The organism is Salinimonas iocasae, assembly GCF_006228385.1.
In the GTDB taxonomy this organism is placed as follows: domain Bacteria; phylum Pseudomonadota; class Gammaproteobacteria; order Enterobacterales; family Alteromonadaceae; genus Alteromonas; species Alteromonas iocasae.
In genome coordinates this window covers 3,036,421-3,061,428 of the sequence record NZ_CP039852.1, presented here as the reverse complement: position 1 = coordinate 3,061,428, position 25,008 = coordinate 3,036,421, and the positions used below count along the sequence as shown (strand labels likewise).

The window sequence follows — 25,008 nt, the reverse complement described above, 5'->3', positions numbered from 1 at the left end:
GCGCTTAAATGCCGCAGGGGTGAGGTATCAGATTACGCATGATGCGAGCAGATGCTAATAGCAGGCAGGCCCGACATAAACAAAGCAAGTGCGCACGAATACCAAAAAGCAATTATTAAGAAAGCAAATAGTATGCAAAAGCGCGACCTGCTTAATTACAAGGTCTTCCGCATGTGGGGTCAGGCCTGGTATTTTACAGACGCACCCAGGTCCGCGGCCCAGTATAAATCTTCTCGGGCAATACGGTTTGCACCGTCTGCAGAAAAAGAATGCATGGCAGGGTATGCGCTGGAAGAAGGCATTTTGAGATGGTGACAAAGCGCATAAAACATGAGTCGGCAGCGGTAACGGGATTTATCGCAGTGCAGGTAGACGCTACCTCCCTGTGTAAGAATTTGTCGTAATTCTGCAAGATATTTTTGCAGCATTGCTACTTCCGCTTTCGAGCTATCACGAATATTCTCTATTGGCAGCCACACCCATTGCGTATCAAATGTCTCACAGAGTCCTTTTATAGCGTGGGCTTGTTCATCCGAGGTTTGTACGGTAGCGATATGCGATACACCATCGGTCTTAAGTGCCTGCATAAGTGCATCATCGGGCCGTGGACCAAGACCAATCCGGCCAACGCTGGTTCTGAACCAGCGAAGTTCGTTTGCACCATTCGTGCTGCGTGTATCCTGATAGGTTTCAGGTTGCTCCATACCGCGTTAACCCTTCAAACAACGTAGTAATAAATGGAAAAATAATGACAGCTACAGCCACCGATAACAAACATGTGCCAGATGGCGTGTGTATATTTTACCTTTTTTGCTACATAGAAGATAACCCCGATGCTAAAGCACAGGCCGCCGGCGACTATCAGCCACAGACCTGCTCCGGGAAGCGCCATATATAATGGATAAATTATCCCCAGCGCTATCCAACCAAGCAGTAGATAAGTCGCCACTGAAATTCGCGGAAAACGATGCTGAGCAATAAGCTTAAACATCACGCCACCCAGCGCGAGTACCCAGACTAGCACGGTCATTGTTATGCCCAGCCATCCGCCTACCGAAACCAGCAACAGGGGCGTATAAGTTCCTGCAATAAGCAGATAGATGGCACTGTGGTCGAACAGCTTCAACCAGCCTTTAGCGCGTTGATGGGTAATAGCGTGATACAGAGTAGAGCTTAAAAACATCAGTATCAGCGTACTGCCATAAACAGCAGATACAGTAATAGCGAGGGGATCCTGCGCTCGTAACAGGATAAATACCAGCCCTACAATAGCGGCAACGAGACCGACACCATGACTGAGGCTGTTAATCCATTCTTCTTTTGCAGAGTAAGCCGGGGAGGGTACTGACGACATCTTACAGGCACCTTTTAGCGTACAAGTGTTCACTGAACATTATACGCTAAACGGATCAAATTCGATGAGTTGAATGATAAATTTGTTATTCAGCCGAGCATAATGTTTCATCAAGCTCGCTGGTTAATTTATCCAGCAAGCCGACCAGCATGATGGCTTCTTCGTCAGAAATATTGTGTAAGTTGCACCGCATTTGATGCGGTATCGACGCTGCTTCCGCTTTTTTTTCCCTGCCAAAATCGGTCAGTGTCACGATACGACTTCGGCGGTCACTGTCGTTAAATGTGAAGGTTATAAACCCTTTCTTCTCAAGCTTTTTGAGGATCAGGCTCATGGCGCCACTGTCGACACGGGTATGCTCGACCAGTCTGGAAATGCTTACGGCGTCTTCCTCCCACAGACTAAGCAAAACAATATATTGCGGATAGGTTACATCCAGCTTGCTTAATAGCGGTCGGTAAGCCCGATTAAATGCGTTAGATAATGTATAAAACCGGTGACATAACTGGTTTTTCAACGCGAGTGGATTATTCATATTTCACCTCGTTGAATATTTTGCATACAAAATACTTGAACAGCAACCCATAATTTGATAATTTAGTTTGCATGCAAAGTAAATTAACAGCAGGAGATAATCATGCATAAGTTAGACAGCGTAATATACACAGGCACAGCGACTGCAACAGGTGGAAGAGATGGTAGTGCGGAATCCAGCGATGGTCGCCTGAAAACAGATTTGTCAGTACCAAAGGCGCTGGGCGGCGATGATGGGGCTGGCACCAATCCTGAGCAGCTGTTCGCCGCAGGCTATTCTGCGTGCTTTATCGGCGCACTGAGGCATGTTGCCGGTGCACAGAAGATCAAACTGGAAGATAACATTTCGGTTAAAGGCGATGTTGCCATTGGCCCTATCGAGAAAGGTTTTGCTATTGCGGTAACCTTAACCGTAGATTTAGGGGATATGCCTAAAGCGGATGCCCAAAAGCTGGTGGAACAGGCTCATGAGGTTTGCCCGTATTCAAATGCGACCCGTGGTAATATCGAAGTTGAGTTAACGCTGGCGTAAACATCATGCTGACCTAGTCAGAGCGAACCGTAAACCCCATACTACCAGCCAGTGAAAATAGCTCATCAATGCTCTCATCGGGCAATGAAAGCTCAATCACTACATGTTGCTGGTAGTGTGTTTGCAGTATGTCCCCCTGATGCTGTTCAACATAATGACGCACAAACTGCTCATGCCGAAAGTCAGTTTCAACTTTTAGTGTTGTCTGTTTAACTAATTGTCGGGTAGGTAGTGATTCCAGTGTCATCTGCGCGGCCGCTGAGTAGGCTCTGACTAACCCTCCTGCGCCCAGCTTTATCCCACCGAAATAGCGAACCACCACGATAACGACATCGCCAACATTATTATGCTGAAGTACGTTTAATATTGGTTTGCCCGCCGTGCCACTGGGCTCGCCATCATCATTCATCGCCACGCTAACAGGCGCCGCTGGCGGCCCCAGCAGATAGGCCCAGCAATGGTGCCGGGCATCCGGATACTGTTGTCTTAACGCAGCAAGAAAGTCCATCGCCTGCTCGCGGCTCGATGCCGGTGCAGCGTATCCAGTGAACTGGCTTTTCTTAACTTCATACCGGGTATGATGGGGTGACTCAGGAATCAAATATGGCATAGCGCGTTATTATACCGTTCAAGCGCAAAAGACGCACGTTCGGGCTGGTCGTCATTTGTCACGAAAAGCAATAACCGTATCCTGCGCCACAGTTTGCAAAAATGTAGCAAGTTCAGCCGGTAAGCCCGCGGTGTACTGACTTTGCGTAGCAGGCTTATCAAATAACCACTGGTAAACAACACACGCAGCCAGATATGTGCCCGCCAGGTTAGGATGTTTGTTATCACTATACAGGTTAAGCGATGGGCGGCGTTCAAGTGCCAGCGCAAATGCCGGTCCTGCGGGGATGGCATCATTGCCCAGGTGACGGGCGGCTTTTAAATAAGCGTCTTGTAGTTTTTCAATCATCACTGGCCGGTTTCGGTAAGCCCAGGTGATAAGAAGGTGCGATTGCGCGCCCTGGTTGGCAGCCATTTCAGACAGTGTTTTGGCTGCATTTTCAAATCGCTTGTAATCAGTAAGCGGTTCATTGCTGTAGCCCTGAATAATGACATGGTTCCATGGCTGCATGTTGATAATGTCGGGGGTATTGCGACGCTGTATATGCCCCTGCAATGTCTCACCACCAAATGCATTACGAAACGCCAGTGGGTTTGCGCTTTGCCTGGCATAACGAGCAAGCTGGCTGGCGTGATGTTCAATACCGCCATTGAAAAAGGTAAAGCTGTTTCCGATAAACAGAAGTTTTTCGGTTTTCTCTGCGGCCTGAACGCATAGCGGTAATGTGACAAAAAGCAGGCAGGTTATTAATCGGCGCATACAATAAATATCCATGTGAGTAGCACGTCACTGTAACCAATTAATCGTAAAAGAAAAAGCCGCTCAAGTGAGCGGCTTTACAATGGTGGTGAAGCTTTTACGACTTAAGGTCGAAGCGATCGTTCGTCATGACCTTTGTCCATGCGCTGACAAAATCATCAACGAATTTCTGCTTAGCGTTGTCTGATGCGTAAACTTCTGCAATAGCACGCAACTCAGAGTTTGACCCGAAAATAAGGTCAACCGGGGTCGCGGTCCATTTTTGTTTGCCTGACTGACGATCTTTACCGACATAAATGGTCTCATCGTCAGACGATTTTTCCCACAGTGTCGACATATCCAGCAGGTTAACAAAGAACGCATTGTTCAGTTGGCCCGGCGTGGTGGTCAGAACGCCATGCTGCTCTTCGCCATGGTTGGCATTCAGGCTGCGCATGCCGCCAAGAAGCACTGTCATTTCAGGTACTGTCAGAGAAAGAAGATCAGCACGCTCTACCATCATTTCTGCTGGTGACTTCCAGGCGTCGTCTGAATAATAATTTCTGAACGCATCAGCTTTCGGCTCAAGATAGGCAAATGACTTCTGGTCGGTCATTGCTGCTGTCGCATCAGCGCGGCCAGGTTTAAATGGAACCGTCACATCATAACCGGCATCGCTTGCAGCTTTTTCAACAGCGGCGGCACCGGCAAGCACAATCGTATCAGCCAAAGACACCTGCGTGCCTGATGCGTTCTCATTGAAGTCTTTCTGAACCTTTTCCAGCTCAGCCAGCACCTTGCTCAACTCGTCAGGATTGTTCACCGGCCAGCTGTTTTGAGGCGCCAGTCTTACCCGCGCACCGTTAGCGCCGCCACGCATATCTGTATCACGATAACTGGCTGCTGAAGCCCAGGCCGTTCTTACCAGCTCAGGTACTGTCAGACCAGTATCCAGAATTTGCTTTTTAAGCTGAGCAATCTGCTTATCGTTAATCAGGGTATAGTCGACCTCAGGGATCGGATCCTGCCACTTAAGAATTTCGTCAGGCACTTCATCACCCAGATAACGTGCACGGGGTCCTAAGTCGCGGTGATTAAGCTTGAACCAGGCTTTGGCAAATGCTTTTTCAAACTCCTCAGGGTTTTCCTTAAAGCGCAGTGCGATTTCTCTGAACGCCGGATCTTCTTTTATTGCCAGGTCAGTGGTGAACATGATGGGCGCATGACGTTTTGTTTTATCGTGTGCATCGGGAACCATGTTGGCAGCAGATTCTGACTTCGGTATCCACTGTGTTGCACCTGCCGGGCTCTTAGTCTGTTTCCATTCAAAAGAGAAAAGATTATCCAGGTAGTTGGTTGTCCACTTGGTAGGAGTCACCGTCCAGGCACCCTCCAGACCACTGGTCATCGTATCCTCGGCATTGCCCTTACCGCATTTGTTTTTCCAGCCAAAACCCTGTTCTTCAACACCGGCAGCCGCAGGCTCTTTATCCAGACAGTCGGCTTTTTTAGCGCCGTGTGCTTTACCAAAAGTATGGCCGCCTGCAATCAGCGCAACAATTTCTTCATCGTTCATCGCCATTCTGCCGAATGACATACGGATGTCGTTCGCTGCCGCAATAGGGTCAGGCTTACCGTGAGGACCTTCCGGGTTAACATAGATCAGGCCCATTTCAACAGCAGCAAGGGGGCCTTTAAGCTTACCTTTTTTATCGCGACGCTCATCTGTCAGAAACTTACTTTCCGGTCCCCAGTACACCAGGTCCGGTTCCCAGTCGTCGACGCGACCACCCGCATACCCGAAGGTTTTAAAGCCCATGTCTTCAAGTGCCACGTTACCGGTCAGCGCCATTAAGTCGGCCCAGGAAATACTACGGCCATATTTTTGCTTTATCGGCCATAACAGTCGGCGGGCTTTATCGAGGTTGGCATTGTCCGGCCAGCTATTAAGCGGGTCAAAGCGTTGTTGGCCACCACCAGCACCGCCACGTCCATCGTGAACACGATAGGTTCCTGCCGCGTGCCATGCCATGCGAATAAAGAAAGGGCCATAATGGCCATAGTCGGCAGGCCACCAATCCTGAGACTCAGTCAGTACTGCGCGTATATCCTTTTTAACCGCCTGTAAGTCAAGCTGATTGAAGGCTTCAGCATAATTAAAATCGTCGCCGTAAGGGTTTGATTCAGGGCCATGGGCACGCAGCGGCCCAAGATTCAGTTGTTCAGGCCACCAGAAAGCGTTACTTCTCACTTCCTTAGACTGCATTTGCTGTTCGGCGGCCATGGCTACCGGTGAAAGTGCAATAGAGACCGCAGCGGCCACGGTCAATGCGCGCTTTAACATAATTGTTTCCTCTTTATGTTATTTCTTTAACATGTTGATGCTTATTAAGCATCGTAGATAATGACGAAAAAAGGAAATAAGGAAATTAGATTATGTTAATCGTATTTTTCGAGAAAAATCAGAGAACTGGAATGTCAGACATTTAACGCTCAATCAACGCTCCTTTTCCACTTTCTCAAGTAGCGCGTCGATAGCCTGCCGGCGGCCTTTATCCGCAAGGGGACGATCCGGGCGAGGTGACGCTTTTTTCGCCTTATTCAGGTACTGGTATGCCTCGGCGTATTCACCCTCATCAATCAAAAACTCAGCGTAAAAATAGTTTGCGTCCATCCCATCAGGGCTGACCTCCAGCGCTCGTTTGAACAGCGCTTCTGCTTCATCATCATCACCAAAGCTGACTGGCCAGCCCGGGACTTTATGGTACAGGGCCCCAAGACTAAATAGCGCAGCGCCATCGAGTACCGTCGGATCAATCGCTATAGCTTTCTCAAAATTTTCTTTTGCATCTTCAGCAAAATCAAGCGCACCAAGACCCCCTTTAGCCCGCGCAGCACTGGCTTGCGAGATGCCCAGCCAGGTTAGCGCAGCGGCATCGTCTTCTGATGCTGCTACCAAAGCGTCAGCGTCCTCTATCAGAGATTTGTATTGCGAAAGCTGCTGGTCAGCATCATCGGTCTGATAGTTTATTTTTGCCCAGCTGTGTTGAACATCCAGCAGCGTAGGTTCCTGAGCCAATGCGCAGGCAGATAATGAAAGCGAAGCGGTAAACGCGGTAGTTCGTAACAGGTGCATAAAGACTCCATAATTCTGTAACCGGTAAGTATACGTGAATTGCATCAATGGCTTAACCCACTATTGGGGCTATTCCTACACTTAGGTACAGGTGAAAGTACAGCGCCGCACTTATAGAACATTGGTGTGTCGACGCAAATCGCGACTGATCTAATCGTAAATTTGTGGTTCCTGGCATTTCTTCTTCAGCCTGCTTTAACCAGCAGGCTTTTTTATAGGGGATATATCACGCGAAACTTCTCTTCCTTACATCGTCCCCTGGCGTGAAACCCGTTGATAAAACGATACTTTGGCCAGTATTTCTTTGGCACCAACTAACTACAATTACTGTGTCTGACCGAAACAGGCATCCAAAATTAAGCCAATATTTTTAAACTATAGAAGGAACTTAAGTATGAAAGAAATGAGCATGGCTGAAATCGAAAGTGTAGCTGGCGGCGGTGTTGCAGAGTGGGGCGTATCAGTCGGTGCTGCCACGGCATTTCTCGGGATGGGGCTGGCAGTAGCTAATCCAATCGGTGCAGGTATCCTGCTCGGAGCATCAATTATCTCATCAGGTCTGGCAATGTACAGTTATCCGTAAACGTTTAAACAGTGTGGGATGAACCCCACACTGTTGCTTAGGTGGAGTTATGCTAAAGAAGTTAGGTTTTTCAATTTCGATATCAGTCATTTGTACAATACTTCTGATGTTTCTGGGCGTCATAGCGCCTTCACACGTTTTGGTAACATCAGTGTTTATGTCGTTAGCATGTTTGTTCTACGGAGTTGCTATAAACAAAGTAAATACACTTGGTGAAGTTTAATAATGCTTTTTCTTACTACCTGAGCCGAGGCCTTATTTTCAAAGCGGATTCTTTCTTAACTAACAACAAAACTTTATGTGAGGAATCGTGTTTGCTAAAGCTGTAATGTTAGATATTACCGTCATCTTATCTGCAATAATCTGTCTTTTTGTCGCAGTGTTCGACAGGGTGAATGCAGGTGTTGCTATCTCTTCAAATCCCTGGTTTATCAGTGCGATGCTAATTATCTTTTTAGGTTACCTGATAAGAAAAAAGCAGATTGAACGGTGATTTATCTGCTGGCTGGTGCACAGAAAATTAAAGCAGCCAGGCTAACCTGGAAATGAAAATAATACGGTGTCGTTATATAAAAACGTGCTGCTGGGCAGCGTCTTAGTATTCACACTTTGTATGTTACTAAACCAGTTAACTATTTTTGGCGCCTTTATTTTTTCAATAACGCCAACAACGATTCGTCAGTCACTGAGAAGCGGAAAAGAGCGTCGTTACCGGTATATCGACTATTCTGGCTGGTGGCTGCTCACTCACCCGACTATACTCTTTCCGCTGTCACTATGTATTCTTATTCGAATGTGACGATGTTTATTTACGCTGCTGAATGCGCCAGGAACTCTTCGTAAGTACCTTCAAAATTATTAAGCTTTTTATCCTTTATCTCAATAACCTGTGTTGCCAGAGACGAAACAAATTCGCGATCATGGCTAACAAATATGACGGTGCCATCAAAGTTCATTAAGGCATGGTTCAAAGCTTCAATTGATTCCATATCCAGGTGATTGGTAGGCTCGTCCATCACCAGCACATTAATATCCTGAAGCATGAGTTTGCCAAACAGAAGGCGGTTCTTTTCTCCACCAGAGCAGACGCTGACCTTCTTATTAAAATCATCTGAGGTAAATAGCAGGCGTCCCAGCATGCCTTTAACCTGCAGGTCGTCATGTTTAGGGCCCCGCCATTGGGACATCCATTCGAACAGTGTCAGGTCACTGGAAAAGTCTTTGGTGCTGTCCTGGGGGATATAGCCTACAGACGCATTTTCAGCCCATTTCACTGTACCTTCATTCGCTTCAAGGTCATCAATAAGACATTTAAGTAATGTCGTTTTGCCCGCGCCGTTCTCGCCGATAATGGCAAGTCGTGATCCTGCTTCCAGCAATAGATTGCCCTGACTAAACAGAGGCAGATCGGCATAACCATGGCCAAGATCTTCTAAAGTGATCGCAAGGCGATGAAGTTTCTTATGTTGCTTAAACTGGATAAATGGTTTGCGGCGACTGGAGGCCTTAATATCGGTCAGTTCTATTTTTTCCAGTCGACGGGCCCGGGAGGTCGCTTGCTTCGCTTTTGATGCGTTGGCTGAAAAGCGTGCCACAAAGCTTTGTAATTCTTCAATCTCTGCTGACTTTTTGGCATTTTCCTGGTGTAACTGCTCCTGAGCCAGTGCCGCCGCTTCGGCGAACGCGTCATAGTTGCCCGGATACACGCGTAATTCACCATAGTCGATATCAGCCATATGAGTGCAGACAGAGTTCAGAAAGTGCCTGTCATGGGAGATAATGATCATAGTCGATTTACGCTGAGTCAGTTCTTCCGCCAGCCAGTGAATAGTATAAATGTCGAGGTTATTGGTAGGCTCGTCGAGAAGTAAAATGTCCGGGTCTGCAAACAATGCCTGGGCCAACAGAACACGCACTTTCTTACCAGGTGCCACCTCTTTCATCAGACCAAAATGATAGGCTTCTTCTATACCTGCTGCGCTTAAAATATCGCCCGCTCTGGCTTCTGCTGTGTAGCCATCCATTTCGGCAAACTGCGTTTCCAGTTCCGCCACACGCATGCCGTCTTCTTCGCTCATCTCAGGTTTGCTATAGATCTCGTCGCGTTCCTGCTTGACCGTCCATAACTCATGGTCACCCATGATAACGGTATCAACCACACTCATTTCTTCAAAGGCAAACTGGTCCTGGCTAAGTACGCCCAATTTTGTTCCGGGTGCCATAGAAACGTTGCCAGCAGACGGTGTTAGCTTTCCGCTTAAAATTTTCATCAGCGTGGATTTACCACAGCCATTGGCACCAATGAGACCATATCGGTTTCCGTTACCGAATTTGGCGGAAATGTTTTCAAATAATGGCTCAGAGCCAAACTGCATTGTGATATTGGCGGTAGTAATCAAATCAGGTGTCCAGCGGGTAAATAGAGTGAAGAATGTAGGGCTTCGCTTCGGAAGCTGCGGGCGCGCAATATAAAGAATCATCACGCCAGTGTCGAGGGAATTTTGAGCTTTTAATCAGATGCAAGCATGTCAGATACCTGTGATTGCAAGGGTAGTAATGCTAAGACGCAATCCTTACCATATGATCTAAATACTATTAATTGGCAGGGAACAATGGCGAAACCAAATAAAAAAGGTCCCCGGCGCACTGTTCAGATATCCTGCTTACAGTGCAAAGCGCCGATATTTAAATATCGCAAAGGCGGTAAAGGCGCGCTGGTCAAATGTTTTACAGAACGTATTGTTGAAGATTATACCGAAACAAGCTGTATATGCCCTGGCTGTGGTCAGCAGTTTGCGCGGGAAACCATGATCCGTGGCGCGCCGGCACTAAAGATAGTCGGCGGTAAAGTGCACATGAAATAAAGTAAACAACAGCTTCAGGATAGCTACATGCCAGTATCAGCGCAGCAAAAAGAGCGTTATTCGCAACTTACAAAACAAAGTGTTGCCACTATTCACAGAAGTTATCAGGTCAGCATCGAAGACGAGCTGAAATGTCTTAGTGACTATGCGCAACCTGAGGATAGTCGCGATGTTTATGGCCGGGGCGGCATTGCACAGGCATTTGAAGCCGATGTGGCCAGGTTGTTTGGTAAGCCCGATGCGTTGTTTTTGCCCACTGGGACGCTGGCTCAAAATGTAGCGATGAGGTGCTACAGCGAAAACACCAGTCGGCATGCAGTTGCCCTTCATCCCACATCGCACCTGTTGCTTCATGAACACAATGCCATAGAGGCATTGTGGGGGCTGCGGGTAAAAACCGTCGGCCGGCCAGATACTGTGGTTGTAAGCGCGGACCTTGATAAGCTCGATGCCACTGATATCTGCGCGCTGATTATTGAAACGCCAATGCGGGAGTTAGGCGGGGTGATGCCTGACTGGGAAACACTGGTTTCCATCCGTCACTGGTGCGACGCAAACCAGGTAGCGCTGCATATGGATGGTGCAAGGGTATGGCAAACCACCGTTTTTTATCAGCGTAATCTGCAAGAGATTGCGAGTCTTTTTGATAGCCTTTATGTCAGTTTTTACAAAGATTTAAATGGCATTTCAGGTGCGGCATTACTGGCAGATTCATGGCTTATTGATGATGCCCGGGTTTGGGCAAGAAGAGCGGGGGGAAATCCTGTTTCTCTGTATCCGGAAGTCCTCGCTGCGCGTTACGGGCTTGAAAAGTTTGGCGATAAGATGACAGGGTTTATCAGTTACGCAAATACTTTGGGCCGGCAACTGGCTCACGCAGGTTTCACTGTATGCCCGCAAACCGTTCAGGCTGCGATGTTTCATTTGAAAATTCCCTCTGAAAGTAAAAACATCGCTGAAAAAATTTTGGAGTACGCGGCGCGCACGGGCATTGTCGTTTTACCGTTGCCGCGAAGCGAAACCGATAACTATTGTATTTGTGAAATTAGTATCGGTGATCAGGCTGTCAGACATCCTCCCGAATTCTGGGTCGGGCATATTGCATCATGCCTGCATGATTAGAATCCGGAAAAGAAACATTTTTAGCCAGACAACAGAATTTGATGTTTTTAAATTGTTAAATAGATGAAACTTCGTCGTATACATGAAATGATAGCGCTTACAAACATGCTTTTGAAGGGGCAACATGTACAACTATAAATTAATGCTGGCAGGGTTATGTACGCTACTCATAGCTGCCTGCACACATTCGGACGCTGAAACGCAGTCACAGAGCGTATCCTCCGCAGCGTCACCGGTCAAAACTACTCTGGCTCAAACAGATGACGGCTACACAATTTTAAGAAACGGTGAACCCTATTTTATCAAGGGGGCAGGGGGGCGGACCCGGCTGGCGCTGCTGGCGAAATCGGGCGCGAATTCTCTGCGCACCTGGGACACCGATAACGCAAAGGCCATTCTGGATGAAGCGCACAAACACGGACTGACCGTCATGCTGGGTTTGCGTTTGGGGCATGAGCGCCACGGTTTTGATTACAGTGACAAAGATGCCGTTGCGAAGCAAAAAGCAGAGGTTCGCAAGCAGGTTTTAAAGTACAAAGACCATCCCGCACTTCTGACCTGGGGTATTGGCAACGAGGTAGACTTATTCTATACCAATAAGGACGTGTGGTTTGCAGTACAGGATATCGCGGCTATGATAAAAAAGCTGGACCCTAATCATCTCATTACCACGGTTACTGCTGGTATCGACAAGGAAAAGCTGGAGTTGGTTTTAACCCGGGTTCCGGATATTGATTATCTGAGCATAAACATTTATGGCGGGCTGGAATCGCTGCCACAGGACTTGATGGATATGGGGTACGACGGTCCTTATGTAGTAACGGAGTGGGGCCCCACCGGCCATTGGCAGGTCGAACGCACTGACTGGGATGTACCCATTGAGCAAACCAGCACCCAAAAAGCGGCATCATATCGAAGTCGTTATGAAGGCGGCATTCAGGGTGCTCCTGGTCGCGCACTGGGCTCTTATGCGTTTTTATGGGGCCAGAAACAGGAAACCACACCCACCTGGTACGGCGTATTCACCGAGGCGGGCTATCCCAATGAAGTGGTGGACTCGCTTTACCATAACTGGAATGGCGAGTGGCCTGAGGTAAGAGCCCCGTCAATTCAGAATTTCACCATTAATGGCAAGCAGGCTACCGATAGTATTCACGTGCAGGCCGCAGAATCTATGACTGCCAAGCTGACGCTTAAAGAATATCAGGATGATGGAACAACTATTCGCTGGGAAGTGCTGCCAGAAAGTACCGATATAAAAGCGGGCGGCGATCCGGAAGCAAGACCAAAACCCGTAGAAGGATTAATCGTGGATGCAAGAGACGGTACGCTTACACTTACTGCACCAACGGCGCCGGGAGGCTATCGTTTGTTTGCTTATGCGCTAAGTGGCAGTGGCAAGGTCGCGACAGCGAATATTCCATTCTACTTGGATGAGAAATAGTTTGCAGAAGCAATTAATGGTGAGTGGTCAGCATCACCACTCACCCTGCCAGCTATATTATTAAGCGCTTTTTCGATTCAGCCCGTATAGCAGCTCCAATACCAGGTCAGTAACCTCTCTGTATCTGTCAGGTTATAAACGGAAACGCTGATGAGTAAATCAAAAGATATTCACCTTTATACTGCTTCAACCATGAACGGCTGGAAGCCCGTCGTATTTTTGGAAGAGGCCGGTGTGGAATATGATCTGACGCATATCGATTTTTCGAAGAAAGAACAAAAATCGTCTGAGTATCTGAAACTCAATCCAAACGGAAGGATCCCGACAGTCGTGGATCGCACCAATAACGATTTTGTGGTGTTTGAGTCTGGAGCTATTCTTTGGTATCTGGCAGAAAAGTATGGAAAGTTTTTGCCAAAAGATGCTAATAGCCGTTCAGAAACCCTGCAATGGCTCATGTTTCAGATGGCCGGTGTCGGACCTATGATGGGACAAGCGATGTACTTTCAACGTATTGCTGCTAAAAATGGCAACGGGGATCCATTTGCTATAAAACGCTATGTGGATGAGAGCCGAAGGTTGATAGAAGTACTGAACACGCGCCTGGAAGGGCGAACCTATTTAGTTGATGCACAATACACCATTGCAGATATGGCTATGTATACCTGGACCCGGGCATATTACTGGGCAAACGTCAGTGTAGACGGGTTGCCGCATCTCCAAGAGTGGCTTGAGCGTATTGATGCACGTCCGGCTACTCAGCGGGCGCTGGAAATACCAGAGCCATACCCGGCCTTTTTCGGCAAAGGTGATGTCAAACGTCAGGAAGACCAAAATGCAGCAAGGTTCAAAGATAATGAATAGCGGACAGTGTAAGTCGCAACCGGTTTGATGGCTTAACAGATTAATACTTCAGCAGCGAAACCTTTGAGGTTGTTTTCGAATCATGCCTATTATGGGTAATGTTTATTAAAACTTCACTGTGACAAGGTGTTATCTGCTATGCGAAGTCTTCTGGTCTTATTTTTAGTGCTTCTTTCTCTGCCCGTGTCGGCTGTAAATGTTGCCAGCATGAAACAGCGGGCACAAATCATCGATAATATATTGCAGCAGCGGTTTGAGCAGGTTTTGCCTCATCTTATGAAGCGGACCGGTATCGACATGTGGGTAACCATGTCGCGTGAGTACAACGAAGATCCGGTATTGAAAACCATGCTGCCTTCCACCTGGCTCTCCGCACGCAGGCATACCATGCTGGTTATCTATTACCCTGGAGACGGTCAGCCATTGGAAACATTAGCGGTAGCACGATACGCGATGGGCGATACATTTGAAAAAGCGTGGGATAAAGATGCTCAGCCAGATCAGTGGGCGGCATTGGCCGAGATTATCAAAACCCGTGATCCTGACCGAATCGGTATCAATGTTTCAAAATCCTTCGCGCTGGCTGATGGTATGAGCAGTACCGAAAAAGCACAATTCATGGCTGCGTTGCCTGATAAACTGCATGCACGTGTCGTATCAGCACAAGAACTTGCTATTGCATGGCTGGAGACGCGCAGTGAACTGGAAATGACCTATTACCCTCAGTTAGCTGAAATTGGTCATGAACTAATTGCCAAGGCCTTTTCGAATGCGGTAGTTACGCCGGGTAAAACGAGTACTGATGACATCGTTTGGTGGCTACGAGACCAGAGTAAAGCGATGGGGCTTGAAAACTGGTTTCATCCAACAGTGTCAATTCAGCGAGCGACAAAGGGGCAGGAGCAGCGCGACTTCAGTCAACGGCCTGAGGAGAACGTCATACAGCCTGGGGACCTGTTACACGTAGATTTTGGTATTACCTACCTGCGATTAAACACAGATCAGCAACAACACGCATACGTATTAAGGCCTGGCGAAACAGAGCCACCGGCAGGGCTGGTAAAGGCGCTCAAAGCGGGTAACCAACTCCAGGATATTCTTACTGGTAACTTCATAAAAGGCAGAAGTGGAAACGAGATCCTGCGTACATCCAGACACCAGGCGGTTAAGGCCGGCATTACACCGTCTATTTATACGCATCCTCTGGGTTTTCACGGCCACGCAGCCGGCCCTACCATAGGTATGTGGGATGCGCAGGAAGGTCTGCCGGTGGTAGGAGACTACCCGCTCTACCCAAATACAGCGTATTCCATTGAACTCAACGCTACCAGTTACGTGCCCGAATGGGATAAAAAGATTCGCATCATGTTAGAAGAAGATGCATTTTTTGACGGTAAACAGGTTCGCTATCTGGATGGCAGACAGCAAAAGTTCCATCTTATATCGTCTGACTAATCAGGCATCATTTAGCTTAAGCGGAATGCCTAACCGGTAAAACGTTATTTGCATTCATATCCCTGTGCAGACACGGCGCTAACCTTACCTTTGCCACAATGCGCTAATGCAAGCTTTGCATTGTTCTGCACCTTTTGCGCGGTAGCCGATAGGGGGGGCATCAGTACTGGAAGCAGGCTCCTTCGTTACATTAGATGAGCATGCGGTCAGTATAAAAACGCCCATGCAAGCTAATAGTTTTTTCGTTCTGTTCATTGCTTTATCCTCACTGAGGAGTCAGGCTGACACAGCCATGTCAGCCTTTGTTTTATTTACCTTTTTCTTATCACCACTGGTCATCTTACTTCTGGACTGGAAGCTCCATTCTGAGAGCTTGTATCGCCGTTCTTCTTTAAAAGGCTTGTTACAAAGATTCATAGCCATGGCGATTACGAAAAAGCCTAAACGACTTCGAAGAAAAATGAACTGTACGAAATGTTTGTTTTATTAAACTACCGGATGAGACGCGTAACCGTTGTGCAGCTATGCAAGGCTTGCGGAATGAATTGACTATCAGTGCGCGTGATTTCAATGTATCAGTTTTACTGTAGTATGATAGTACTTAGCAAGTTTTGCGGTTAGCAGAGCCATTACTGACAGCGTCTAAAATTAGCGATATTAGGATGAAATTATGACAGCGCACGACAAAATGATAGCCGGTGAAAAGTATTGGATAAACGATCCTGATTTAGTGGAAATACGCTATAAAACACGCGATTTAGTCGATAAAATCAACGCACTTGGGCCGCGCGAAGTGAAGGCGCGCGAGAAATTACTCAGTGAGTTATTCGGACAATGCGGTGAAGATATTCACATCGAAAAACCTGTACGCATCGACTACGGTCACAATATTCATCTGGGCAGTCACATTTTCATCAATTTCAACTGGACAGTATTGGATTGCTGCAAAGTGACCATAGGCAATAATGTGTTTATCGGGCCTAATACATCATTTTATACAGCGCATCATCCTATCGATCCTGAAGAGCGTGCACAGCATATCGGGTTTGCTGAGCCCATCACTATCGGTAATGATGTCTGGATAGGCGGCGACGTTACTATTCTGCCTGGTGTGGTTATTGGCGACAAATGTGTTATTGGGGCCGGTAGCGTGGTAACAAAAAGTATTGCGCCAGGAACCATTGCTGTAGGCAACCCCTGTAAGCCTAAAAACAAAGTTCACTGCTAATCAGTCTTATTCTTCTTACTGGTTGTTGCTGCTTAGAATTACTGCATCGCTTAACGTGAGCGTCAGCGGCATGCACGCTCCGCCTGTTTACCGCAGATCAATCTTCGCATCTTGGCTGTAGTAATATGTAGAAAAATCTAACAGTGAGCCAGTTGATGAAAGCTATTCCCACCATCGTCATCAGCATCGGTTTGTTAGCCTGCTTGAGCGCCCGCGCTGACTATGAGGAAGGCTGTGACGACCCCGAATACCAGAAATTTATGCAGGAAAGGTATGCCAGCTTTGAGGCGAAAAACCGACGCTTACTGGATGAAACATGGCAGAACTACGAAAGAAGCCTCGCCGCTGACGATAATGCATTTCGAACAATCAGTGATTTAAGCCAGCACCTTAAGTTCAGTGCGCAGTTTGACCCGGTTGATGAAGTTAAGGCCAAAATAAATACGGTTTTCAGTCATGTGGATGCGCTTAGTGTCAGGCAACAAATCGCGGGCGATGTTTTTGACAGTTTTGGCAGCGAAAAGCATGCAGTCGGTATCGCTCAGGCGTGGCTGGCTTACCGGCAGGGTAAACAGGAGAGCGCTTTCGATTATCTTTTAAAGTCAATTGAGTCAGGCAACTCGGCAGTACTTGATAGTTTCGGACCGGACTTTAGCCTCATCAGCCAGATTTATCGTGATGGGCACACCGCGCCCGTCATTGCCTATATCAATAAAACCAGGCAATTCTGGAAAGGAGAGCGACCCGATAACTTGCGTTATGTGTGGCTTCAGATGATAGATGCAGGTTGCCCGGTGCAGTTTGATTTTTACGACACCATAAAGGTGAAAGAACTTGGCCTTAGCGTAAGAGATATTAATCAACGTGAAGCATCAGACTATTGAACCAGCGGACACTTTCTCATCCAAGCGTTGTGCATATCTGGCCATAATACATGGTTGTTTTTGCAGGCGTTCCACCAATAATCTTACTCCCAAAGCTGTCGCAAGCTGATGGGAAACGCTGTTCCACCCGAGGCGAGCAAAGCTAACTACCTTTTAGTTCAGTTGTACGCCGTAAATGCTGTTGGTAAAAATGGTGCTGCTATAGGCACAGCCATCCATCAAAATATTGATTCTACTCTTAGAAAATCTGAATAAATTAATAGTCTTGAGGGTTCGTATGGCGCCCCTTTTTGTATTTATCGAGTAGTGAGGTATGAAAAGATATATTATAAATTTATCGCGACACTTTTAGCGTTTTCTACACTGATGTTTTGCGTTTGGGCTTTAATAGCAGGGATCGAAAAAGCACGAGAAATGTTATTTGTAATCACAGTGTTGGCGGCGTGTCTTTCTGTAAAAGGCACTATTCACGAGGTCTGTGCATATTGCAAAGAAATAGGCCGCGATTGCGCAAAATAACCTGAAAAAACAGCCCAAATACAAGTTCTAAGTCAAACAAATAGCCGCACAGTAAACATACGCGAAGGCTATTTATGGCCGACGATGACAACAGGCTACTTTGTTTCTATTAGTCTCACCCAGTGCGGTAGTGCGCCAAGGTTTTTCAGAATAATTTTAAAGCTCATTAGAAGTGGCACCGCTAGCAATACTCCTACAATGCCCCATAACCAGCCAGCTACCGATAACCAGAGAATGATAATAAGCGGGTTCAATTGCATACTTCTGCCCAAAACCGCTGGCGTGATTAACTGAGATTCCAGAATATTGATTCCCAAAAATACTGCAGCAGGCAGAAACGCGGTACTGACAAGCCCGAACTGCACCATCCCTGCCACGAGCAATATGCTGCAGCTGGCTAATCCGCCCAGATACGGAACAAAGTTCATCAACGCAACCAGTGCACCCCACAAGATAGCGTCATCTATGCCCAGATAAGTGAAGACAATAGCGGTTGCTGTACCCAGCAGCGCGTTAATGATGCTAATGGTGACAATATAGGCAGACAACTCTGTCTGGATGTGGTGAACAAGCACCAGTGCTCGGCGTTTGTTCGTAACTATGGGAAAGTCGCGGATAAATACTTTAAATAAGCCGGGACCAAAAACCAGCAGAAAAAATATAAATATAAGGCAGGCAAAGATCTGGGCGAGCAACAGGGGCGCATTACTCAACACTGAGATCGCCATCTCAATACTATTTTGCTTCAATTTATCAGAAACGGTATTTTGTTCTTCCGGTGGAGACTCCGCTTTTTCAGCTTCTTTCTCATCATCATCGTCACCGAACCAGTCGAAAAACGAATCACTCTCTTCTTCTTGAGGTTCAGCGACCGGCTTCTCGGATTCTTCTACCAAGCTGTCGCTAATCTCATTAATTTCCTCAGTAATTTCAGCAGCCATCTTGGGTAAAGCCTGCATCCATCGCTCTGCCGGCTCAGCTAACTGCAGCCCTAAGAATGTGAACGGCGTAAGAAGCAGCACCATCAATGCAGCGGCTGATATTGTTCGTGGGATATAGATTCTTCTGGCAATCGCCACCAGCGGACTTAGCAACAAAGCGACAAACGCAGAGAAAAAAAGTGGTATGAGAAGTGATTTTGCAAGATACAGCGTATAGATGACGGCAAGCAAAAGGAGTGTTTTCAGTACTTTTGTCTGCGGGCCTCCCTTGGGGCTCGTTGTAGAAACTGTCATTTGCTTATTGTTTTCCCGGTACTCAATATCCGAATTACACTCCGCTCAGACACAGCGAAATACCTGCAGTTTTAGAGCGATCAATTTCAATTATACGCCAGAGAGTTTCTGAAGTTCATTGTTTTGTCAGTAACTTAAGGCAAACAACTGTTTATCGCAGCAGGATGGTTTAATACTTAATAATCACAGGGCGTACTCACAACAACATGCCTGATGAGTAGGGGTAAGCCCTAAACGATGCACCTATGAAAAGTGGATATCCAGGCTGTACCTGTAATAGCAAAAAGGAAACTTTAGCTGGCCTTCTCGTGCCTCGTCGACATTGATAGAACTGGACAGGTTTATAACGAAAGTCACTTGCGATTTTTTAACCTGAGTAACGGCCTATTAGGTCAGATACAATTTTCATATAACAAAAAGGTTTCACCGTCAGATTTGCACGACTCATTATGTGTGACACCCTTAGGTTTGAACGATTGTTCAAACCTAAGGGTGTTCTTTAAATGAGGAGTACAGATGACCAAAGTACGAAATAAGGTGTTGTTATCATCAAAGCGGGTTTCTCTGAACCTGGTAACTTACCCGCAAGGCCACAGTGTACTTCGTCACAATGACCCAATGGGAAGCGGGCGCTACTTTAAGCTCAATATTGTGTTGAAAAAAGCCAGTAAAGGCGGTGAATTCAGAGCTGATAAGGTGATCTTCAACCTGTTTAACAGAGTGTTTTTATTTCGTCCCGATATTTATAATTATAGCGTAACTAAGATAGAGCAAGGCCACCGCAAATTGCTGTCACTGGCTCTCCACTTGCCGGACTGATCGATATTGTCAGAGGTCGTTTTTTCGTTTACTCAATAGGCTAACAGTCTTTAATGTGACTACGATTGAATTAATTATTGAAAACGCTTAAGTAAAGCGATGCGAAGGGTGTCTTAGAACAAAAGCAGGCTAGTTACTGTTTATTTGAAAAGAAGAAATGGTGGCCCCACCCTGACTTGAACAGGGGACCTGCCGATTATGAGACTCAAACCGAGCCTTTACCGGTAGTTACTTTATTTACCTTGCAATTACTTATTGTTTCATATAAATCATTGGGTTATTGAGGTTTTGTTATCTCTGTTGCTTAATTTTTTAAGCAATTCAGCGCATTAGATTTTGCGCTCAAAGTAGCACAGAGGTAGCACAGCATGTCAGCAACAAAATTCAGATTTACAGAACAAGCCATTGAGAAACTGTCAGGCTCAGACAAACGAGCTCGATATTACGACGCTCAAATGCCAGGCTTAATCATTGATGTTCTTCCATCAAACAAGAAGACTTTTCGGGTTTATAAGAAGCTTCCTGGCACGCAAAAGCCATTGTCGGTCACTATCGGCTCTTTTCCATCCATTCCCCTAGAGCAGGCTCGTAAACAAGCCAGGAAGGCCATGGCGGACATTGCGGATGGAATGAATCCAAATGATAGCAAACGTCACTTTAGGGCCGCCTCAGTCACGTTAGAAACAGTATACGAAAGCTATAAGCTTTCAAGGAAGCTTAAAGCAACGACATTACGTGGCTACCAGCAGGTGATGGACTGTTACTTTGATGATTGGGCCAAAAAGCGTTTGGCTGACCTCACAGAAACCCGCATCTATCGTCGGCACTGCGAACTGACTAAGCGCAGCCCTGCACAGGCCGACTTAGCTATGAGAACGCTCAGAGCGCTTTTTAACTTCGCCAGAGCTGAGTATAAATCCTCAGACGGCAGAACCTTGTTTCCTCATAACCCTGTTACTATTTTGTCGGAAAAACGTTGCTGGAACAATGTAGCCCGCAAGCAGACACGACTTCGACCCTCACAGTTAAAGCCATTCCTTACGGTTATTAATGAGATGCGTGATGAAGCCATCATTCACAGACAAGACTTTACTGCAACAGTATGTGACTTTGTTGAATTCATGGCGTTTACCGGCCTGCGCAAAACGGAGTTACTTGAGCTGGAATGGAAAAACGTATTTTTAGACGACCAATTATTCTGCTTAGACGATACAAAGAATGGCCATGGACTGGAACTGCCAATCACCAAGCCACTTGAGGAAATTTTTAAGAGAAGAGCTGAGTATCGCGTTTCAGGGTTTGTTTTTGGGGCGGATAACCATCATGGCAGAGTGGTGGAGCCTAAGAAAATTATTAAGCAAATGAACGCGAGGGCTGAAGTCTCTTTTACGCTACATGACCTTCGCCGTACGTTTTGTTCTGTTGCTGAAACAATAGGAGTCGGGACTTATACACTGAAACGACTACTTAACCACAAAACCAGTCGCAGTGATGTTACAGCGGGCTATACCGTGCTTACGGCTGAAGAATTAAGGGAGCCAGCAGATAGGATATGTAAAAGACTGTCGGAATACGCTGGAGATATAAACTGTGGTGGTGAAAGTTCTTTAGAACCACTAAGACTGCAGTTAGCAAACTTGAGTAAGGAGCAGCGGATGGAGCTAATGTCAGCACTAATAATGTAGTAAGAGATATGAAAATAGAGTGGGGTAGTCGAGAGCATCGAGTATTGGTTGAAATAGTGTTGAGGATCTAATTGCACATTTCTAAAAAAGGGGGCGATACCGATAAAAGGTTAGCGCTATCAAGTCTGACATGTTGCAACCCTATATTTTGATTCACACGGAAGAAAAGGTAGAGCTCCGCTATTTGCGATTAATAAGTACCCATTTCCTCGTCTACTCGACGGTTTATCATTGGTAATATGCCTTGCTACTTAGGGATTTACCTCTTTGTAACCAAAGGTATGCGTCTCTTGTTTGAGTTTTTCCCTTAAAGCCGACATTACTGATATAATCGCGAGCTTGGCAACTTTTGGTGCTTTCCACTTTGTTTATGTAAAAGGAAATTGCTTTAAATGAGAATAGTGCTGATTTCCGGCGCTGGATTATCTTCCACGTCAGGCGCACCTACCTACAATGATATTTCGCGTCACCCCTTGTACACGGCATTTACCGAAGCAGATAATGACGAGGCTGTTAATGTGGCTCAACAAATCTCTGAGGAGTTTGACCGTTTCAGGCCTGGTGAAGCGCATCGTGAATGCGTGTTAATTGAGAATGTTTGCTCCCATTTGGGTATTCCTTTTATTCACTACACACTTAATGTTGACACTTTGATCGAGCAGGCAAAGGGCACGGTTACACACATTTACGGTAGCTTACAAAGTCCAGCTTCCCTTGTTGAATATCGCTTCACTCCTCAAATAGATTTGACCGAAGTAGTTTGGCAACCTGACGATATTGTTTTATTTCTTGGTGTTAGTGGGCAAGGCCTTCCGCTTGCTTATATAGAGACTTGTATCGAGTCGACTGGCGGGAAGGTGTTTCATTACAATTTGCAGTACAGTAATGAACTGGTTGGTAGTCAGATAGTCGGCGATTTACTCAATACCTTCTCATGTGCGGAGGTTTTAAGTCATCTCCCACTGACAATAAATATAGCTGACAACGTTGATGGTGATGGGACTGGCGTTGAATTCGCAGAATTCACTGTCAGTGGAAATCGATACATAATTTTTTTCACCCCTTACAACCTAATGACAGTCGGTGGTGATATGTTAGCTTCAGGAGCGCAAGCTCTAGACGTGGAAGACTCTGCTCGGTCGTTTGAGGTCAAGTTTGACTTATCTAAAAACTACGATCAGGGTACATACTTCGACCGTCCACCGAATAACCTTGGTTTCAAGGAAATGAACATTTTAGGTCAGATTCTGCTGGCCTATATTTCCTCACATTATGCTTGTAGTGAAATAAAGCCTTCAATGTATGTTGCAGAAGCACAGTACCCTAAATTGAATGCTTTCTATAAGAGACTTGCCAAGTATAAGGGTGTTAAGTTAAGATGGACGTGTGAGTTGATAGAGAACTTACATAACAGTGATACTGGAGATTTTTATGCCTTTAAACCAAACTCGTAACGTGTCTAAGAGAAAAGTTGCTGGTTTGCGTATGCTTCACAACGCTATCGGCAAAGCTAAGCAAGAAGGCAGAGTCCGCACAAAGACTCGCGCATCAATTAAGTAACATCTTTTACAGATTTCATGAAGTCGACTATATGTCGGCTTTTTTTTCTGATAAAAGTTTTTGGGCTTCTCCCAGTCAATTTTGTTTTTTCTATCCCTACAGCCTTGTTCTCTCAGCATGCTTCATGCGTTAATAAAATTTAAACCGCATAGATAAAATGATGCCTGCGTTAGCAGCTCTTTAGAACTGTGCCAGTTTAACTTTCAGAGTTAGATGAGGCACGACATTTGAGTGTCTACTTCCCATTTTAATGAATTAAAATTTTAGCTAAAGGTGTGATTCCATCCATAGCTTATTTTTTGTGACTCTTAATGAGACACAATGATTTATGCAACATAAGGAGTTTTTGTGCACCCATTCATTAAAGTTATTTTTTTCGCGACGTTTCTCAGCACTCTGTCTGCATGCACTAGCTTCTTTTCTGGAGATGAGCCGGTACCGATTACTTTTGAAGAGCGTAAACAAGTTGAACATGCAGGGCTTTACCTCCAAGTTCCCAACTGGAGAATAAATCCGAATAATAAAAAAATTATTTACTATGTCGTTGCTTTCGATGGAACCGATAACGATAAAGATGATATTACAGATGGCTCGACCCAAACAATAGTAGCTCATCTTTTCGATCTGCTTCATGGTGTAAACGGTTACGATGGTAAGTATTACAGTGGTCCGGGCACTCATGGTGGAATAATTAATAGTAGATTTGACGCGGCAAAATGCTTCAGCTGTGTCGAAACAGCGGAACGGGCATTAAATGAACTATCGAAATATTTAGATAATGCTGTTCAGCAGAGTCAAGACCTGGAGTTAAGGGTTCTAACACTGGGATTTAGTAGAGGTGCTGCTATCGCTCGCCATTTCATGAATCAGGTGAGTAATAAATTTCAAACTAGCTTAGTAGTTGACCAGAAAAATCCAGGGGGCGTTTTAGTAAGAACAAGCGGAATACTATACGATACGGTTGCAACGGGAGTAATTGAGCAATTAGATCTTGGTATATCACCTTCTACCGACTTTTTACTGCACTTTATCGCCAATGATGAGACCAGAAGATTATTTCCAGTCGTGAGAGATTTTGACGTAGACTTTTTTCCTTTGCCAGGGGATGTGTCGTTTCTAAGCTTTCATACCTGCAAACCACCAAGAATATCTACTTCAAATAGAATGGTTCAAATGGCTTTGCCTGGAGCCCATTCAGACATTGGCGCTTCTTATGAAAGCGGGCTCGGAGCCTACTATCGGTTGTACGGTGAAATTGCACTTCTTAAAATGGGGTTGATAGAAAAAGATAGATACCAGTTAAAACCTAACATCTTTACTGCTGGTAAACACGATTCAAGAGGTCTTTACGATTATATTGCTGAATACCTGTTTGGTGAAAGGAAAAGGGACGTTACCACTACAAAGTCTGTCCCATTGAAAAAAGAAGAGTACGAACTAGTTAAAACTAGGCTTGAAAAGTTACACAGTCACGAAATAGGTTACTTTAGAGGGAGTACAGATATAGGTCCATTAGTATTCGACCTATATAAAGACGGAGAAAAGCTTGTTGTAGACAAGGCATACGACGAAATTAGCAAGACGGAATTTGGGCATATAAATGAAAAGCCTGCCATCTTTTATTCTTTTCCTCAATCAACAGAAAGTGCTTGGTTACCGTTATCAGAGAAAGTATGGAATGCAATCCCAGACGGTAAAAAATCACGCTTAGAGTTTATATCTTTAAGAAGAAATGGGATAAAACGAGGTTACTTTTTCGTAAACTGCAAGGCAGTAGAGATGAGAGAATAGTGAGTTCTTTTAAATTTGAATAATTAAGAGTTTGCTCATACACATAATCTG

25 protein-coding genes are annotated in these 25,008 nt (G+C 45.8%); 15 read left to right on the top strand and 10 right to left on the bottom strand.

The genetic code is table 11. The features are described from left to right. Positions 1-179 precede the first annotated feature (179 nt). The 3 genes from FBQ74_RS13610 to FBQ74_RS13600 form a co-directional block, all read right to left on the bottom strand. Positions 180-704 (bottom strand): protein-tyrosine phosphatase family protein, encoded by a 525-nt coding sequence (locus tag FBQ74_RS13610; RefSeq protein ID WP_139757177.1) that lies wholly within the window; start codon positions 702-704, stop codon positions 180-182. A 14-nt stretch (positions 705-718) separates the two neighbouring features. Next, entirely contained in the window at positions 719-1,354 is a 636-nt protein-coding gene (gene trhA / locus FBQ74_RS13605; RefSeq protein WP_139757176.1) for a PAQR family membrane homeostasis protein TrhA, read from the bottom strand. 85 nt (positions 1,355-1,439) lie between these two features. Next, entirely contained in the window at positions 1,440-1,889 is a 450-nt protein-coding gene (locus FBQ74_RS13600; RefSeq protein ID WP_139757175.1) for a MarR family winged helix-turn-helix transcriptional regulator, read from the bottom strand. Between the two features lie 102 nt (positions 1,890-1,991). On the opposite strand from FBQ74_RS13600, the gene FBQ74_RS13595 reads away from it, so the two are divergent. Further along, positions 1,992-2,420, top strand: coding sequence for an organic hydroperoxide resistance protein (locus tag FBQ74_RS13595; RefSeq protein WP_139757174.1), 429 nt, complete (start codon positions 1,992-1,994; stop codon positions 2,418-2,420). Positions 2,421-2,433: 13 nt separating this feature from the next. Here FBQ74_RS13595 and FBQ74_RS13590 read toward each other — a convergent pair whose 3' ends face one another. From FBQ74_RS13590 to FBQ74_RS13575, 4 genes are all read right to left on the bottom strand, one after another. Beyond that, positions 2,434-3,030 carry a YigZ family protein gene (locus FBQ74_RS13590; RefSeq protein ID WP_139757173.1) on the bottom strand — a complete coding sequence of 199 codons (597 nt, stop codon included), beginning with the start codon at positions 3,028-3,030 and terminating at the stop codon, positions 2,434-2,436. Positions 3,031-3,081: 51 nt separating this feature from the next. Further along, entirely contained in the window at positions 3,082-3,789 is a 708-nt protein-coding gene (locus FBQ74_RS13585; RefSeq protein ID WP_139757172.1) for an SGNH/GDSL hydrolase family protein, read from the bottom strand. 97 nt (positions 3,790-3,886) lie between these two features. Then, entirely contained in the window at positions 3,887-6,112 is a 2,226-nt protein-coding gene (katG, locus tag FBQ74_RS13580) for a catalase/peroxidase HPI (RefSeq protein ID WP_139757171.1), read from the bottom strand. Between the two features lie 153 nt (positions 6,113-6,265). Beyond that, complete coding sequence (locus tag FBQ74_RS13575) at positions 6,266-6,904, bottom strand: tetratricopeptide repeat protein (protein ID WP_139757170.1); 639 nt, start codon at positions 6,902-6,904, stop codon at positions 6,266-6,268. 394 nt (positions 6,905-7,298) lie between these two features. On the opposite strand from FBQ74_RS13575, the gene FBQ74_RS13570 reads away from it, so the two are divergent. The 3 genes from FBQ74_RS13570 (at position 7,299) to FBQ74_RS18980 (ending at position 8,286) form a co-directional block, all read left to right on the top strand. Continuing rightward, positions 7,299-7,487: a hypothetical protein gene (locus FBQ74_RS13570; RefSeq protein WP_139757169.1), complete on the top strand. Its 189-nt coding sequence runs from the start codon at positions 7,299-7,301 to the stop codon at positions 7,485-7,487. Positions 7,488-7,797: 310 nt separating this feature from the next. Next, a complete protein-coding gene (locus tag FBQ74_RS13565; RefSeq protein ID WP_139757168.1) occupies positions 7,798-7,980 on the top strand; it encodes a hypothetical protein in 183 nt (60 codons plus the stop codon). Positions 7,981-8,046: 66 nt separating this feature from the next. Next, positions 8,047-8,286: a hypothetical protein gene (locus FBQ74_RS18980; RefSeq protein WP_168190673.1), complete on the top strand. Its 240-nt coding sequence runs from the start codon at positions 8,047-8,049 to the stop codon at positions 8,284-8,286. A gap of 10 nt (positions 8,287-8,296) precedes the next feature. Here the strand turns inward: FBQ74_RS18980 and FBQ74_RS13560 are convergent, their stop codons facing one another. Continuing rightward, the gene (locus FBQ74_RS13560) at positions 8,297-9,886 is read right to left on the bottom strand and encodes an ABC-F family ATPase (RefSeq protein WP_139757973.1); all 1,590 of its coding nucleotides are present in this window, start codon (positions 9,884-9,886) and stop codon (positions 8,297-8,299) included. A 213-nt stretch (positions 9,887-10,099) separates the two neighbouring features. Between FBQ74_RS13560 and FBQ74_RS13555 the strand changes: the two genes are divergently transcribed. The 5 genes from FBQ74_RS13555 to FBQ74_RS13535 all read left to right on the top strand — a co-directional run bounded on the left by FBQ74_RS13555 (position 10,100) and on the right by FBQ74_RS13535 (position 15,236). After that, entirely contained in the window at positions 10,100-10,351 is a 252-nt protein-coding gene (locus FBQ74_RS13555; protein WP_139757167.1) for a hypothetical protein, read from the top strand. Between the two features lie 27 nt (positions 10,352-10,378). Continuing rightward, complete coding sequence (locus FBQ74_RS13550) at positions 10,379-11,473, top strand: threonine aldolase family protein (protein WP_139757166.1); 1,095 nt, start codon at positions 10,379-10,381, stop codon at positions 11,471-11,473. Between the two features lie 124 nt (positions 11,474-11,597). After that, positions 11,598-12,917, top strand: coding sequence for a glycoside hydrolase family 2 TIM barrel-domain containing protein (locus FBQ74_RS13545; RefSeq protein WP_139757165.1), 1,320 nt, complete (start codon positions 11,598-11,600; stop codon positions 12,915-12,917). A gap of 150 nt (positions 12,918-13,067) precedes the next feature. Beyond that, a complete protein-coding gene (locus tag FBQ74_RS13540; RefSeq protein ID WP_139757164.1) occupies positions 13,068-13,781 on the top strand; it encodes a glutathione S-transferase family protein in 714 nt (237 codons plus the stop codon). A 138-nt stretch (positions 13,782-13,919) separates the two neighbouring features. Continuing rightward, positions 13,920-15,236 (top strand): M24 family metallopeptidase, encoded by a 1,317-nt coding sequence (locus FBQ74_RS13535; protein ID WP_139757163.1) that lies wholly within the window; start codon positions 13,920-13,922, stop codon positions 15,234-15,236. Positions 15,237-15,512: 276 nt separating this feature from the next. Here the strand turns inward: FBQ74_RS13535 and FBQ74_RS18975 are convergent, their stop codons facing one another. After that, positions 15,513-15,659 carry a hypothetical protein gene (locus tag FBQ74_RS18975; RefSeq protein ID WP_168190672.1) on the bottom strand — a complete coding sequence of 49 codons (147 nt, stop codon included), beginning with the start codon at positions 15,657-15,659 and terminating at the stop codon, positions 15,513-15,515. 247 nt (positions 15,660-15,906) lie between these two features. Between FBQ74_RS18975 and FBQ74_RS13530 the strand changes: the two genes are divergently transcribed. After that, positions 15,907-16,464: a sugar O-acetyltransferase gene (locus FBQ74_RS13530; RefSeq protein ID WP_139757162.1), complete on the top strand. Its 558-nt coding sequence runs from the start codon at positions 15,907-15,909 to the stop codon at positions 16,462-16,464. Positions 16,465-16,619: 155 nt separating this feature from the next. After that, positions 16,620-17,348 (top strand): hypothetical protein, encoded by a 729-nt coding sequence (locus tag FBQ74_RS13525; protein WP_205912257.1) that lies wholly within the window; start codon positions 16,620-16,622, stop codon positions 17,346-17,348. A gap of 614 nt (positions 17,349-17,962) precedes the next feature. Here FBQ74_RS13525 and FBQ74_RS13515 read toward each other — a convergent pair. Further along, complete coding sequence (locus FBQ74_RS13515) at positions 17,963-19,102, bottom strand: AI-2E family transporter (protein ID WP_139757160.1); 1,140 nt, start codon at positions 19,100-19,102, stop codon at positions 17,963-17,965. Positions 19,103-19,618: 516 nt separating this feature from the next. Here FBQ74_RS13515 and FBQ74_RS13510 point away from each other — a divergent pair. The 4 genes from FBQ74_RS13510 to FBQ74_RS13495 all read left to right on the top strand — a co-directional run bounded on the left by FBQ74_RS13510 (position 19,619) and on the right by FBQ74_RS13495 (position 24,957). Continuing rightward, positions 19,619-19,921 (top strand): 2OG-Fe(II) oxygenase, encoded by a 303-nt coding sequence (locus tag FBQ74_RS13510; protein WP_139757159.1) that lies wholly within the window; start codon positions 19,619-19,621, stop codon positions 19,919-19,921. A gap of 368 nt (positions 19,922-20,289) precedes the next feature. Further along, positions 20,290-21,606 carry an integrase family protein gene (locus FBQ74_RS13505; protein ID WP_139757158.1) on the top strand — a complete coding sequence of 439 codons (1,317 nt, stop codon included), beginning with the start codon at positions 20,290-20,292 and terminating at the stop codon, positions 21,604-21,606. Between the two features lie 392 nt (positions 21,607-21,998). After that, positions 21,999-23,060 (top strand): SIR2 family NAD-dependent protein deacylase, encoded by a 1,062-nt coding sequence (locus FBQ74_RS13500; protein ID WP_139757157.1) that lies wholly within the window; start codon positions 21,999-22,001, stop codon positions 23,058-23,060. A 454-nt stretch (positions 23,061-23,514) separates the two neighbouring features. Further along, positions 23,515-24,957 carry a DUF2235 domain-containing protein gene (locus FBQ74_RS13495; protein WP_139757156.1) on the top strand — a complete coding sequence of 481 codons (1,443 nt, stop codon included), beginning with the start codon at positions 23,515-23,517 and terminating at the stop codon, positions 24,955-24,957. Positions 24,958-25,008 lie beyond the last annotated feature (51 nt).